The following is a 14169-nucleotide window of genomic DNA, read 5'->3' as shown; positions in this document are numbered from 1 at the left end:
GGGCCGCCTGTGTGCCGTTCCCAATTGGGAGCCTCCTTCAATTAAGATTCATCGATGCATCCAATTTAAGCAAAATATCCAACAAGATGCAAGGATGAATCTTATTGTGGAAGGCGTTCAAGTGAAGGAAAGGCGACGCGGTGCCAACCTGGAAGCGGCGATCCTGGAGTCCACCTGGGAGGAATTGATCGAAGGCGGCTATGCCAACCTGACGATGGAAGCCGTGGCCACCAGGGCAGGCACGAGTCGCCCGGTACTGGGCCGCCGTTGGAGCAATCGCGCCGAGCTGGCCCTGGCCGCCATCCATCAGCAACTGCTCAAGCACCCCATGGACGTGCCCGCAGGCGGCGGCGTGCGCGATGAACTCCTCGCACTGATGAACCAGGCCACCGCGCGGGCCAGTGCTCTGGCGGCCAGCATCCTGGTGATTTTTGGCGAGTACTCCGCCGCGACCGGGTCATCGCCCGAGGCGTTTCGAACACAACTCGTCCGCGGCGAAACCGACGCTCTCGGCAGCATCCTGGCCCGTGCCGTGGCGCGCGGCGAGATCGACGCCGCCAAACTGAAGCCGCCGGTGTCGACCGTGCTGATCGACCTGTTCCGCCATCACGTCATCATGAACCTCGCCGCGCCGGGGCCGGAGCTGACGACGGCCTGGGTGGACGAGGTTTTCTTGCCGCTGGTGCGAGCGGGCCAGCGCTGAGGAATCAGCGTTCGTCGCGACCCGGCGATGGCGGGTTCAGGTCGGCACGCGGCGCCAGGCCAGCAGCAGGTTATTGGCCGGCATCGCCACCCGTTCACGCAGCACCAGGCCGGCCTCCGCGGCTTCGTGCTCGACGTCCTCGCGCCGGCGCAGGCCCCAGCCGGGGTTGCGCATGCGCAGGTCGACGTCGAAACCCAGGTTGCCGGGCGAGGTTTCGACGCCGTCTTCCAAGTAGGGGCCGTAGGTGATCAGCATGCCCTGCGGCGACAGGTATCGCGCCGCACCGCGCATCAAGCCACCGCAGCATTCCCACGGCGCGATGTGGATCATGTTGGCGCAGAAGATGGCGTCGACCTGCGCCGGCACGCCGGGCCATTCAGGCGACAACACGTCGAGCTGCAGTGGCGCGCGCACGCGATCGAGCCCGGCGCACCAGGTGCGGATCGACGGCAGCGTCTCGGCCTCGAAATCGCTCGGTTGCCACTGCCAGCCCGGCAGCCCGGCGCTGCAATGCGCCGCATGCTGGCCGGTGCCGCTCGCGATCTCCAGCAGCACGCCGTGCGGCGGGAGCAGCCGCTGCAGTTCGGCCAGGATCGCCGCGCGGTTGCGCTCGGCGGCGGGACTGTGGCGGCGAAGGTCGTCGGTCATGCAATCTCCTCAGCTCATCCGCAGCACGCGCGCCGCCTCTTCGAGCCGCGCATCCTCGATCTCGCGCAGCACCCCGGACAAGTCGACCGCCCCGGCGCGCTGCTCGTAGCGGCCGGTCAGCGGCATGCCCGACACCAGCAGCCCACCGGCGTACAGCGACCACATCTCGGGCCCGTACCGCGTGCCCAGCAGGCTCGGCGCGAAGCGGCCGAAGAAGTTGCGCAGGTTGTCGACATCGCGCATCAGCATGCGCGGCGCGTGGTTGTTGCCGGCCGCGTCGACCGCCTGCGGCAGGTCGATGATCACCGGCCCATCCGCGGCCAGCAGGATGTTGAACTCCGACAGGTCGCCGTGGATCACGCCGGCGCACAGCATGCGCACCACCTCGCCGATCAGCGTGGCATGGTGCTGCAGCGCCTGTTCTTCGGTGAACTGCAGGTCGTTCAGGCGCGGTGCGGCATCGCCCCGCTCGTCGGCCACCAGCTCCATCAGCAGCACGCCGTCGAGGAAGTTGTGCGGCTTCGGCACGCGCACGCCGGCCGCCGCCAGGCGGTACAGCGCATCGACCTCGGCGCTCTGCCACGCAGCCTCCTGCTGCTCGCGGCCGAACGCCGTGCCCTTGGCCATCGCCCGCGCCTGGCGGCTGTTGCGCACCTTGCGGTTCTCGGTGTAGTCCACCGCCTGCCGGAAGCTGCGCTTGTGGGCCTCCTTGTAGATCTTGGCCGCGCAGGTCTCGTCGCCGCAGCGCACGACGTACACATCAGCTTCCTTGCCGCTCTTGAGCTGGCGGACGACGCTGTCGATCAGGCCTTCGGCCACCAGGTTCTGAAGTCGTGCTGGAATTTTCATCGGGCCCATTCTCGGGCCTTTTCTCGGGCCTCTTCCTTCGGGCCTTTCCCCGGGCCCGTCGACTCAGATCCCCTGCTTCGTCGGCATGATCACGACCTGCTGCAGGTTCACGTGCTTCGGCTGCGCGACGATGAAGCCGACGCTCTCGGCGACGTTCTCCGGCTGCAGGAACTCCATCGTCTTCTCGGCACCGGCCAGCCAGTCCTTCGCGCCCTGGAAGGTCACATGGCCCTGCAGCTCGGTCGCGACGATGCCCGGCTCGATCATCGACACGCGGATGTTCTTCGGACCCAGCTCGATGCGCAGGTGCCGCGTCAGGTGGCTCACATACGCCTTGGTCGCGGTGTAGACGGCGAAGTACGGGTACAGGTACTGGCCCGCGATCGACGAGGTGTTGACGAGGTCGACGGTCGCGCCCTCGGCCGCTGCCTGCACCAGCTGCGGCACGAAGGCGTGGATCACGCGCATCACGCCGGTCACGTTCAGGTCGATCTGCTGCTCCCATTCGGCGAGCTTGCCCTCTTCGATCGCGCCGGGCAGCATCACGCCGGCGTTGTTGAAGACCAGGTCGGCCCGGCCGTAGGCCGCTGCGACTTGCGCGGCCGCGGCCGCCACCGAGGCCTGGTCGGTCACGTCGACCGCCACCGCGATGGACTCGCCGCCGGCCGCGGTGATCTCGGCCACCAGCGCGTCGAGCGCTTCCTTGCGGCGTGCGAGCACCGCGACCTTGGCGCCGCGCGCGGCCAGCAGCAGCGCCGACGCGCGGCCGATGCCGCTCGATGCGCCGGTGATGACGGCGACGCGGCCGGCGAGTTGGGAAGCGAAGAAGTTCGAAGAGGTGGCCATGAGGTTCGTCCTTGGGTTGCGCGCCGCGACAGCGACGCCTGGACCGAACTCTAGGAATCAAGCCTCAACCTGGGTAGTCCGCCAAAGCCGTTACTTTGACAACCATGAGTTACCAATCACCGGCGTGCCGCGCGGGCGCGCCGGGCCAGTGCGCGCAACTCCGCCGGCGGGACGTAGAACTGCTTGCTGTCGCGCAGCCAGGTCGTGCTGAAGTCGATGAAGCGGCGAACCCGCCCCGGCATGTCGGCCCGCTGCGCGTAGTACAGGTAGAGACCCATGCGCTCGCTCACATGGTTGGTCAGCACCGGCACCAGCCGGCCGTCGCGCAACGCGGCCGCGGCATTGATGCTGTCGACCTGGCCGAGTCCGATGCCGGCCAGTACGGCGAGGCAGTCCGCCTCGGGCTCGCTGCTGCACAGCACCACCGGCACGTGGTGGAAAACCGCGCTGCCATCCACCTCGAACTCCCACGGCATCGGCCGACCTGTTCCCGGCTGGCGGTACGCCGTGCAGCGGTGCAGCAGCAGGTCCTGCAACCGCTCGGGCGCCACGTGCTGCTCGAAGTAGGCCGGCGACGCGCACACGATCTGCTGGATCGTGAACAGCCGGCGCGCGATGACCTGGGCTTCGGGCGGGTTGCCGGCCCGGAAGCCGACGTCGATCCGCTCGCCGACCAGGTCGGTGAAGCGGTCCTCGAGCAGCAGGTCGATCTGGACAGCCGGGTGCTGCGCCTGGAACGCTGCCAGCATCGGCACCAGCACCTGCCGCGCCACCGCACCGGCCGCGCTGACGCGCACCAGCCCTTCGTCRCTGCGCACCGCGCTGCGGGCGCGCGTCAGCGCCTCGACCAGGCCGTCGAGGTTGGGCCGGGCCGCATGCAGCAGCCGCTCGCCCTCCTCGGTCAGCGAGTTCTTGCGCGTGGTGCGGTGGAACAGGCGCACGCCCAGGTGCTGCTCGAGCTGGCGGATCGTCTTGCTGACCGCTTGCGGCGTCGTGGCCTGCGCCTGGGCGGCCTTGTTGAAGCTGCCAAGTTCGGCCACGCGCACGAAGGTCGACAAGGCTCGCAATTCATCCATTCGCCCAGCCTACCGCAGCCGCCAGGCCGCCCGCATTTCGCGGCAGCACCGAAACGAAGCGACATGGTGCGTTGCAGTTGGTCTTCTTCTTGCTCTCGGCTCCCGGTTCTGTCCGGTCCGGCACCCGCCGGCACCGCCGGGCGCCCCTGAGCAAGGCGCGCGGAGTCCCGTCACCCGCTCGCCATCCCCACCAGGGAGGGAGGACCCCATGCAGAGAAGAACCAGGATCCATCGCGCCATCACGCTGGCTTTCAGCGGCGGCATGGCCTTGGCCAGCGCCCAGCAGGCCGCGGCACAAGAAGCGACAAAACAGCAACTGGAACGCGTGGAAATCACCGGCTCGTCGATCCGGCGTGTCGAATCCGAGACAGCCCTGCCGGTCACCGTCATCACCAAGGAGCAGATCGAGCGCAGCGGCGCGACCAATGTCGAGGCGCTGCTGCAGCGCGTGTCGGCCAGCACCGGGCTGCAGTCGGACACCACCCAGGGCGCCGGCTACGCGACCTCGAATGCCAACATGCGCGGGCTGGGTGCCAACTCGACGCTCGTGCTGCTGAACGGCCGGCGGCTCGCGAACCACCCGTTCGGCAGCATCGGCGGCACGGTCTCGGTCGACCTCAACAGCATTCCGTTCGCCGCGCTGGAGCGCATCGAGGTGTTGCGCGATGGTGCCTCGGCGGTGTACGGCACCGATGCGGTCGGCGGCGTCATCAACTTCATCACGCGCCGCGACTACAAGAGCGGCCAGCTGACGGTGCGCTACGGCGACACACAGGCCAACGTGGGTGGCAGGGAAAGCGGCCTGAGCCTCGCTTACGGCCAGGGCGACCTGCCGACCGACGGCTACAACTTCCTGTTCACCGCGAACTACCAGGACAACACCCGCATCCGCGCGATCGACCAGGGCTACTACAACCGTGGCGTCACCGAGATCCCCGGCTCGGCACCTCCGACCTCGGGCCGCGGCTTCCCGGGCCGGCTGGTCGACTTCGGCATCAGCCCCGGCGCCTACCTCGGCACCAACGGCTTCAACGATCCGAACTTCGCGCCCTGCGACCCGAAGTTCACCGTCGTCACCACGGCGGTGGCCACCACGCCGAACGGCCAGCCGAAGCAGGCCTGCCGCTTCATCTACTCGGCCACGCTCGACAACCTGCCGGACCAGACCAAGGGCGACCTGTTCGGGCGCTTCAGCCTGCGCCTGGACGCGGACAGCGAGTTCTTCGCCGAGGCGTCCTATGCACGCAATCACAACATCGGACGCATCGCGCCGGTGCCGATCGACGCCACCGCGGGGCACCTGAACCCCGACACCGCCAGCTACCCGAGCTTCGCGATCCCGGTCACGAGCCCCTACTACCCGGCCGCGCTGCTGGCCACGCTGGGCTACGCCGCCCCGGCCAGCGGCATGGCCGAGATCTCGATGCGGGCCGTTCCGGTCGGCAACCGCATCAACGACAACGTCAACGAGCAAGTCCGCGCGGTGACCGGCATCAAGGGCACGGCGCAAGGCTGGGACTACGACTCGGCGCTGACGATCGCACGCGGCATGGGTACGCTGAACTACTCGGGCTACATCAGCGAACCCCGGTTCATCGACGCACTGAAGACCGGCCAGATCAACCCGTTCGGCCCGAGCGATGCGGCCGGCGAGGCGCTGCTGCGCTCGACGCTGCTCGAAGGCACGATGCGCAAATCCACCAGCACCACCACGGTGCTCGACGGCAAGGCGAGCCGCGAATTCCTCGAGCTGCCGGGTGGGCAACTGGCGGCGGCGTTCGGCTTCGACCTCCGCCACGAGCAGGCCAAGGACACGCCGGTCAACGACGAGTACCGCCAAGGCCTGCACATCGGCGGCGAGGGCACGGTGCCGGAGACGCGGGCCAGCCGCAACGTGATCGCGGTGTTCACCGAGGTCAACGCGCCGTTCGCGAAAGGCTGGGAAGCCGGCCTCGCGGCCCGCTACGACCGCTACAGCGACTTCGGCTCGAGCTTCAACCCGCGCGCCAGCCTGCGCTGGCAGCCGGCCCGCGAGGTGCTGCTGCGCAGCTCGGCCGGCACCGGCTTCCGCGCCCCGTCGCTGTGGGACGTGAACAGCCCGCCGTCGATGACCAACACCGCCAACTCGCTGAAAGACCCGAACTGCCCGATCGCCAACGACGAACGCTGCGAAAGCCAGTTCAACGAGCGCTTCGCGTCGTCGGCCGACCTGAAGGCCGAGAAGTCGAAGCAGTTCTCGGCCGGCATCGTGCTGGAGCCGGTGAAGTGGCTGTCGACCTCGCTCGACTGGTGGCTGATCAAGAAGACGGACCAGATCAGCGTGGTCACCGGCGACGCGATCCTGACCGAGCCCGGGCTGCTGGCGAAGTTCGGCAACCGCATCCACCGCACCGCCGACGGCTTCATCAGCTACATCGACACGCCGGTCGAGAACCTGGGTGACCTGCGCACCTCGGGCATCGACCTCGACGTGACGACGCGCTGGGCGCTGCCCTCGGTCGGCAAGCTGACGGTCGCGTTGAACGGCACCTACGTCGACACCTGGAAGCGCCAGGCCTACAAGGACGGCCCGATGACCGACTACGCCGGCACCGCCGGCGACGGCGGCAGCGTGCAGCCGCACCCGCGCTGGCAGCACTCGTTCAGCATCGACCTGCAGCGCGACAGCTGGGGCGCGACGCTCGAGAACGTGTTCGTGAAGGGCTGGACCGAGTCGGCCGACCTGGTCGACGCCAACGTCGGCGTCCACCAGGAATACCACGTGAAGGACTCGAGCCGCTGGAACCTCTCGGGCGTCTACAACGGGCTGAAGGACTTCTCGGTGCGCCTGGGCGTGCGCAACCTGTTCGACGAGGAACCGCCGTTCACCGCGGTGGCGTCGTACGGCTCGCATGCCACCGGCTATGCGGCGTCGTTCGCCGACCCGCGCGGGCGCTTCTATTACGCGTCGGTGAGCTACCAGTTCAAGTAGTCGCCGGGCACGGTGGGCGCCTCGGGAGAGGCGCCCCGTTCATGGATAATGATGAGAATCGTTCTCATCTTCCCTGCCCCATGCGCAAGTTCCAGATCATCTCCCGCGTGGCCGCCGGCGTGCTCGGCGGCTGGTCCTTCACCTGGGGCTTCGTGATGCTCGGCATCGCACTGGCGCTCGCCGCAGGCATGCCGTACGCCGATGCGCAGACGCTGCTCTACCTGGTGGCCTTCCTCGTCTACCTCGTCGTGTTCTGCTGGTCGTTCGCGGCCGCGAGCACGGCGCGCGTGTGGCTCGTGCTGCTCGGCGGCGGTGCGGCGATGACCGGTCTCGGCTGGTGGATGACCCGGTTGCCGGCCGTTTGAGGAAGCACACCATGTTCCCGACCTTCCGACTCTCGATGACGTGGCTACACACCTGGTTCGGCCTGGTGCTCGGCTACGTGCTGATCGTCGTGTTCTTCTTCGGCTCGCTGTCGGTGTTCGACCGCGAGATCGACCGCTGGGCGATCCCCGAGACGCGCTTCGCGCCGCAGCCGATGTCGTCGTTCGACACGATGCTCGCGCCGATCTTCGCGCGCATGTCGCCCGAGGCCGACGAGTTGCAGGCCGCCGCGAAGCGCGTCAGCGGCCCGCTGCCGAAGGCGCTCGCGCCGATGAACTGGGGCGCCTACACGACGCACCGCGATCCGGTGCTGTCGCTGTATGCCGAGTACGCGGTGCCGAACAACCCGGACGACCCCGACGACCATGTGCACGGCCACGTGACGATCGACCCGCGCAACGGCCGCCTGCTGCCCGACGACCAGCTGAAGATCGGCAGCGAGTTCTTCTACCCGATGCACTACGGGCTGAACCTGACCTGGAAAGACCTCGGCTACTGGATCGTCGGCTTCGCGGCGCTGGTGATGCTGGCGGCGCTGGTGTCGGGCGTCGTCATCCACCGGCGCCTGTTCCGCGAGCTGTTCACCTTCCGCCCGCGCAAGCATGTGCAGCGCAGCACGCTCGACCTGCACAACCTGACCGGCGTGGTCGCGCTGCCCTTCCACTTCATGTTCGCGCTGACCGGCCTGACGGTGTTCGCGAGCATCTACCTGCCGGTCTCCGAGACGCTGTTGAAGCCGCAGGCGATGGCGGCGGCGATGGCCAATGCCACGGCCAAGGGCCTGCCCTTCAAGCCGGCCGGCGTGCAGGCGCCGCTCGCGTCGGTGGACGCGATGGTGGTCGAGGCGAAGCGCCGCTGGGCCGCGCGCGGCATGCCCGGTGAGGTCGGCTACCTCTACGTCAACCACGTCGGCGACCGCAACAGCACCGTCACGCTGTACCGCGCCGGCAGCGACCGCGTGACGCTGGTCGGCCAGCCGATCCACTTCGAAGGCAGCACCGGCCGCGTGCTGCTCGAGGAGCCGCCGCCGAGCGCGGTGGCCAGCGTCAACGACTTCCTGACCGGCCTGCACCTGCAGCATTTCGAGCACTGGCTGCTGCGCTGGTTCTACGTGTTCGGCGGGCTGATGGGCTGCATCTGCATCGCCACCGGCTTCATCTTCTTCGTCGAGAAGCGCAAGCGCCAGCATGCCAAGGCCGGCACCGGCGGTGCGCGCTGGGCCGATGCGGTGGCGGTGGCCACGGTGACCGGCATGCTGGTCGCGGCGCTGGCGATCCTGGTCGCCAACCGGCTGCTGCCCGCCGAGATGGCGCAGCGTGGCGACTGGGAGAAGGCGAGCTTCTGGGGCGCCTGGGTGCTGGCGGCCGCGCATGCGCTGTGGCGCAGCGCGCCGGTGCGCGATGCGCGCTTGTCGCCGGCGTGGGCCGAGCAGTGCGCTGCGGTGGCCGTGCTCGCGTTCGCGGCGGTCGCGCTGAACTGGGTCACGACCGGCGACCATTTGATCAAGACACTCGCGGCGCGCTACTGGCCGGTGGCGGGGCTGGACCTGGCGCTGCTGGTCGTCGGCGCGATCGCCGCGACAGCCGCCGTCAGGTTGCGCCGCCGCGCACGCTCGGTCGTCGCGGTCGCCAAGGAAGATGAATTGGACGCGAACCAGGCCTCCACCGCGGACCAGCAGGAGACCGCGAATGCATAAGGCGCTGCTGTTGACCTTCGCGCTGCTGTGCAGCGCCGGCGGCATCGCGTGGCTGGCGCTCGCGATGGAGGTGCACTGGCAGCAGGCGCGCGGCACCGCCGCCGGCCCGGGCCGGCGCACCGCGATCGGCTTGCGCGCGCTGGGCGGCGTGGCGCTGGCCGTGTCGTTCGGCGTCTGCCTGCTCGCCGACCACGCGACGATGGCCGTGCTGGTGTGGGTGATGTCGCTCGGGGCGGCCGCGCTGCTGGTGGCGCTGACGCTGGCGTGGCGGCCAAGCTGGCTGTCAGGGCTCGTGGCCTGGGCCGACCGTGGCTGAGCGCGGCGCTTTCCCGACGAGCCAACGACCCGACAGGTAGTCCGGCAGGCGCGACACGAGGGAATCCAGGAAAGGACGACCTCAATTGCATCTGAAGCAGCTCAAGCGCCATCAAAGACGGCTCATGCGCCGGTGCATGCGGTTTGCCGCATCGCTCGCTCGAATGCGACGGTGACACCCAGAATCTGGCCGATCATTCGCCGCTGGAAAGAACCTCGCATGACACTGAAATCCCTGCTTGCCGCCGTCGGCGTCGCGCTGCTCGCCACCTCGCTCGGCGCGGCCAACTCCACGCTGCCCGAAGGCTGGATGCGCGCCGGCGATGCCGCCGCCTGCCGCCACGGCGTGCGCGACGCGAGCGCCGCACCGACGCCGCGCGTCTTCTTCATCGACTGCCCGGCGCAGACCACCGGCTTCGCGACCGTGATGCAGCAGGTGTCGGCCGGGCGCCATGCCGGCCAGCGCCTGCGATTGCGCGCGCAGCTGAAGATCACCGAGGTACAAGGCTGGGCCGGCGTCTGGCTGCGCGCCGACAAGGGCGGCAGGTCGGTGGCATTCGACAACATGCAGGGCCGCGCACTGCACGGCAGCACCGGCTGGCAGGCGATCGACGTGGTGCTCGACATTCCGCCCGGCACCGAGACGCTGAGCTTCGGCTTTCTCACCGAAGGCGCCGGGCAGGCCGATGCGACGCAGTTCAGCCTCGACCCGGTCGGCACCGACGTGCCGGTCACGGCCATGGCCTCGGCACCGCTGACGCGCATCGAGCCGCAGCACCTGAGCCCGCCGTGACAGCGGCGCCGCTCGACGACTTCGTCCTCGAAGGGCGCTGGCGCAACGCGTTCATCGGTCTGCTGCTGATGGYCGCTGCCGCCGTGCCGTGGCGCGACCACCCGGCCTGGCGGCTCGCGCTCGCACTGTGGATCGGCTACGGCGTCGCGTTCATGCTGCTGGCCACGACACGCACGCCGCTGCGCTGGTGGATCGCCGCGCCCGTGGCGTGGCTCGCCGGCAGTGCGAGCGGCTGGGCCTTCGACCGCGCCACCGGCGGCGGGCCTGCCGACACGCTCGCCCGCGCCGCGCTGCACGGCGTGTTCTGCGGCCTGTGGATCGGCGTGCCGGTCGCGCAGTCGCTGGCCCGCCGGGCAACGGCACGGCGCGCCGAGGCCGAACGCGCGCGCCTGCAGGCCGAGCTGATGAGCCTGCAGGCGCAGATCGAACCGCATTTCCTGTTCAACACGCTGGCCACCTTGCGCAGCCTGGTGCGCCAGGGGTCCGCGCAGGCGCTGCCCTTGCTCGATGGCATCACCGGCCTGCTGCAGACGGCGTTGCCGCAGGTGCGCGAGCCGATGTCGCGGGTCGAGCGCGAGCTGCAGATGGTCGAGCAGTACCTCGGCATCATGGCGATCCGCCTCGGGCCGCGGCTGCGCTGGCGCGTCGACGGCAGCGCCGAATCGCTGGCGCTGCCGATCGCTCCGCTGCTGCTGCAGCCGCTGGTCGAGAACGCGCTGCGCCATGGTGTGGAACCCGATGAAGCCGGCGGCGAGGTGCAGGTGAGCGCGCGTTGCGACGCCGGCCGCCTTCACCTGCGCGTGCGCAACACCGGGCGTCCGCTCGACCTCGCCACACGCGCAACAACGGCCGGAAACGGTCTCGCGCTGCGCAACCTGCGCGAGCGCCTGCACGCGCTGCACGGCGATCAAGCCGGCCTGACCCTGCACCGCGACACCGACGGCGCCACGCTCGCCGACATCGCCCTTCCCCTCCCCGACAAGCCCCATGCCGACAGCCCTGCTCGCCGACGATGAACCCGTGCTGCTCGACGAGCTTCGATCGCTGCTGGCCGAGGCCTGGCCCKAGCTGCAGATCGTCGCGACCGCCGGCACCGGCAGCCAGGCGCGCCGGCTGCTCGACGAGCACACGCCGGACGTCGCCTTCCTCGACGTGCGGATGCCCGGCATCGACGGCCTCACCCTCGCGTCGCTCACACCGGCCGGCACGCGCGTGGTCTTCGTCACGGCGCATGCCGAACATGCGCTGCAGGCCTTCGAGCACGAAGCGGCCGACTACCTGCAGAAGCCCGTCACGCCGGCACGTCTGGCTCGCACGGTGCAACGCCTGCGCCGCTCGCTGGCGGCACAAGCGCCCGCCGAAGCCCGCCTGCGCTTCCTGCACGCATGGTCGGGCCTGACGATGCGCGTGATCGAGGTCGACGAGGTCGCGGTACTGCGTTCGGACCTGCGGCACACGCAGGCGATCGCGCGCGACGGCACGGTGCTGCTGCTGCGCACCCCGCTGGCGGAGCTGCTGCCGCAGCTCGACGACGCGGTGTTCTGGCCCATCCACCGCGGCATCGTGATCAATGCGCGCTGCATCGAGCGTGTCGAGCGCAGCGACGACGGCGAGCTCGTCGTTCGCCAGCGCGGATTGGCGGTTCCGCTGCCGGTCAGCCGCAGCCAGCGCGGGCGCTTTCGCGGCATGTGATGCCGCGCGTTGTCAGTCCTCGGCGCTGAACAGGGTCGCGGGCAACTCAAGCAGGCGCAGCACCGGATACAGACGCCATTCGGGCTCGGCATACCGCTGCGCCGCAAGGAAGATGAAGCCGAGCACCGCTTCCCGGTCGCCCAGCAGATCCGGATGCTCGGCCTTCCACGCCTCGAAGCGCGCACGCAGCCCCGGCTCGGCGTCCAGCAGCCGCTCGGCCTCGTCCTCGAACACGTAGTCGCTGAAGCTCTCCTTCTTGTCGAGCACGCTGTCAAAGAAAGCCCAGCGGAAGAAACTGTCGATGCCCAGCGGCTCCAGCACCTCGACGATGAAGCGGTCGTGCGGCCCGCCGAGCGGCACCAGCCAATCGCCCTCTGCGACGTCGGCGGTGCGCACCTCGGTCTCGACCTCCAGCACGTCGTGCAGGTGCCTGCCCTCGAACGGCATTCGCCGCTTGTCGAAGCGCGTGATGCGGCAAGCCTCGGCCGGCACGCGACCGGCGCGCAGTGCACGCTGCAGCGGCACGCCATGCGCCTGCAGACGCAGCGCCACGTCATGCCAGGCCTGCGGCAGCAGGTAAGCGCGCGGCGGCACCGCGCTGACGGTGGTGCGGTAGCGGTCGAAGTACGGAATGTCTTTCACCCACGGCGCGCCGCGGTCGTAGCGCAGCCGCTGGTAGCTGCCGAGGCGGCTCGGTTCGTGCACCGCCGTGAAGCCGCTGAAGCGGAACGGTCGGCTGCGCTGCCGATCGAGCGACCAATCGAGCGCGACCGGTGCGCCACCTGCGATGGCCGCCCGGTCGCCCGCCCGCGCGGCACGGATCGCATCGCCGTGCGCCACGGTGTGCGCGAGCGCCGCCTCCACCAGCGCGCGCGTGCCGTGGTAGCGCGCCTCGAAGGCCTTCAGCATGTGCGTCTCGGGCATGAAGCCGATCGTGTGGTGCAGTGCCGCGTAGCCTGTCGAGAAGCGGGGCGAGTCGAGGAAGTCGGCGATGCCGTCGTCCGGAATCTCCTGCAGCGGGTTCACGTACGGGCACATCGGGAAACCGCGGCGCGCCATGTCGGCGTACAGCGCCGGCAGCATCGTCTCCCGCAGGTGTTTGCCGGTGCGGCCGCCGAGCTTGTCGGGCTGCGTCGCGATCAGCGTCACCACGTGCTGGTAGTCGGCGCCGTTCGAGGTGTGGGTGTCGACCATCACGTCGGGGTCCCAGCGGGTGAACACCTGCGCGAAGCTGCGGGTGTTCAGGCTGTCGGCCTTGATGAAATCGCGGTTCAGGTCGAGGTGGCGCGCATTGCCGCGAAACCCGAAGGCCTCCGGCCCGTTCTGGTTGACGCGGCTGGTGTCGTGCCGGTTCAGCGCGCCATCGACGTTGTAGACCGGGATGTAGACCAGCACCGTGCGCCCGAGCGCCGCGCGCCGCGCCGGGTCGAGGCACAGGTCGCGCAGCAGGGCCATGCACGCATCGATGCCTTCGGGCTCGCCGGGGTGGATGCCGTTGTTGTTGAAGAACACCGAGCGACCCGCAGCCTTCACCGCGGGCGGGTCGAAGACGCCGTCGTTCGAGAACACGCCGACGTGGATCGGCACGCCGCCATCCGACCGGCCGGCCTCGTCGAAGCGCAGCCAGGACGGGAAGGCCCGTGCCAGCTGCTGGTGGAAATCGATGCAGTCGCGCCAGGTCGTGGTCTGGTTGCCGTTGCCCCGCTCGAACGGCGTGGCCCAGTCGTCATGGATGTTCATCACCGCAGTCTAGGCGGTACGATGCCGGCCTCAAGAAATCGAGCCGAGGATTGCGATGCCCACTCCCTCCGAACTCATCGACGAGAAGATCGAAGGCCTGGCCGACTGGCGCGGCGAGATGCTCGCCACGTTGCGCGCGCTGATCCTGAAGGCCGACCCCGGCGTGACCGAGGAATGGAAGTGGAGCACGGCGGCCTGGTCGCACCACGGCTTGATCTGCACCGGCGAGACCTACAAGAAGGCGGTGAAGCTGACCTTCGCGAAGGGTGCCTCGGTGCCCGACCCGGCCAAGCTCTTCAACAGCAGCCTCGACGGCAACGTCCGCCGCGCGATCGACTTCCACGAAGGCGACAAGCCGGACGCCACCGCGCTGAAGGCGCTGTTCCGCGCGGCGATCGCGGTCAACAAGGCCGCGGGCACGTGAGCCCGCAGCGTCCGCCTGCAGCTCGAAGCCGG

The 14169-nt window shown here is 69.3% G+C and carries 14 protein-coding genes; 9 read left to right on the top strand and 5 right to left on the bottom strand.

What is annotated here, in order from left to right; translation table 11 throughout:
- Nucleotides 1-94: 94 nt before the first annotated feature.
- Nucleotides 95-703, top strand: coding sequence for a TetR/AcrR family transcriptional regulator (locus ACXJLU_RS14715; RefSeq protein ID WP_457332081.1), 609 nt, complete (start codon nt 95-97; stop codon nt 701-703).
- A 36-nt stretch (nt 704-739) separates the two neighbouring features.
- Here ACXJLU_RS14715 and ACXJLU_RS14710 read toward each other — a convergent pair whose 3' ends face one another.
- From ACXJLU_RS14710 to ACXJLU_RS14695, 4 genes are all read right to left on the bottom strand, one after another.
- Nucleotides 740-1351, bottom strand: coding sequence for a DUF938 domain-containing protein (locus tag ACXJLU_RS14710; RefSeq protein WP_457332079.1), 612 nt, complete (start codon nt 1349-1351; stop codon nt 740-742).
- A gap of 9 nt (nt 1352-1360) precedes the next feature.
- Nucleotides 1361-2200 (bottom strand): PA4780 family RIO1-like protein kinase, encoded by an 840-nt coding sequence (locus ACXJLU_RS14705; protein ID WP_457332077.1) that lies wholly within the window; start codon nt 2198-2200, stop codon nt 1361-1363.
- A 63-nt stretch (nt 2201-2263) separates the two neighbouring features.
- Nucleotides 2264-3046, bottom strand: coding sequence for an SDR family oxidoreductase (locus tag ACXJLU_RS14700; RefSeq protein ID WP_457332075.1), 783 nt, complete (start codon nt 3044-3046; stop codon nt 2264-2266).
- 116 nt (nt 3047-3162) lie between these two features.
- Nucleotides 3163-4122, bottom strand: a complete 960-nt coding sequence (locus ACXJLU_RS14695) for a LysR family transcriptional regulator (protein WP_457332073.1) — start codon at nt 4120-4122, stop codon at nt 3163-3165.
- A gap of 208 nt (nt 4123-4330) precedes the next feature.
- On the opposite strand from ACXJLU_RS14695, the gene ACXJLU_RS14690 reads away from it, so the two are divergent.
- From ACXJLU_RS14690 to ACXJLU_RS14660, 7 genes are all read left to right on the top strand, one after another.
- Nucleotides 4331-7093, top strand: a complete 2763-nt coding sequence (locus ACXJLU_RS14690; RefSeq protein ID WP_083614751.1) for a TonB-dependent receptor plug domain-containing protein — start codon at nt 4331-4333, stop codon at nt 7091-7093.
- Nucleotides 7094-7173: 80 nt separating this feature from the next.
- The gene (locus ACXJLU_RS14685; RefSeq protein WP_457332071.1) at nt 7174-7458 is read left to right on the top strand and encodes an iron uptake protein; all 285 of its coding nucleotides are present in this window, start codon (nt 7174-7176) and stop codon (nt 7456-7458) included.
- Nucleotides 7459-7469: 11 nt separating this feature from the next.
- Nucleotides 7470-9173 (top strand): PepSY-associated TM helix domain-containing protein, encoded by a 1704-nt coding sequence (locus tag ACXJLU_RS14680; protein ID WP_457332069.1) that lies wholly within the window; start codon nt 7470-7472, stop codon nt 9171-9173.
- Nucleotides 9166-9489 carry a DUF3325 family protein gene (locus ACXJLU_RS14675; protein WP_457332067.1) on the top strand — a complete coding sequence of 108 codons (324 nt, stop codon included), beginning with the start codon at nt 9166-9168 and terminating at the stop codon, nt 9487-9489. Before ACXJLU_RS14680 ends, ACXJLU_RS14675 begins: the two co-directional genes overlap by 8 nt.
- Nucleotides 9490-9708: 219 nt before the next feature.
- Nucleotides 9709-10281 (top strand): hypothetical protein, encoded by a 573-nt coding sequence (locus tag ACXJLU_RS14670; protein WP_457332065.1) that lies wholly within the window; start codon nt 9709-9711, stop codon nt 10279-10281.
- Nucleotides 10278-11297, top strand: a complete 1020-nt coding sequence (locus ACXJLU_RS14665) for a sensor histidine kinase (protein ID WP_457332063.1) — start codon at nt 10278-10280, stop codon at nt 11295-11297. Before ACXJLU_RS14670 ends, ACXJLU_RS14665 begins: the two co-directional genes overlap by 4 nt.
- Entirely contained in the window at nt 11269-11973 is a 705-nt protein-coding gene (locus ACXJLU_RS14660) for a LytR/AlgR family response regulator transcription factor (protein ID WP_457332062.1), read from the top strand. Before ACXJLU_RS14665 ends, ACXJLU_RS14660 begins: the two co-directional genes overlap by 29 nt.
- Before the next feature lie 12 nt (nt 11974-11985).
- Here the strand turns inward: ACXJLU_RS14660 and ACXJLU_RS14655 are convergent, their stop codons facing one another.
- On the bottom strand, nt 11986-13713 hold the full coding sequence (locus tag ACXJLU_RS14655; RefSeq protein WP_457332060.1) for a M14 family zinc carboxypeptidase: 1728 nt from the start codon (nt 13711-13713) through the stop codon (nt 11986-11988).
- A 55-nt stretch (nt 13714-13768) separates the two neighbouring features.
- On the opposite strand from ACXJLU_RS14655, the gene ACXJLU_RS14650 reads away from it, so the two are divergent.
- Nucleotides 13769-14137, top strand: coding sequence for a DUF1801 domain-containing protein (locus ACXJLU_RS14650; protein WP_457332058.1), 369 nt, complete (start codon nt 13769-13771; stop codon nt 14135-14137).
- The last annotated feature ends 32 nt before the right edge of the window (nt 14138-14169 follow it).

The organism is Rhizobacter sp. P5_C2 (assembly GCF_054049715.1).
Note: the sequence above shows the minus strand (reverse complement) of the source record. Positions and strands in the feature narration are given on the sequence as shown.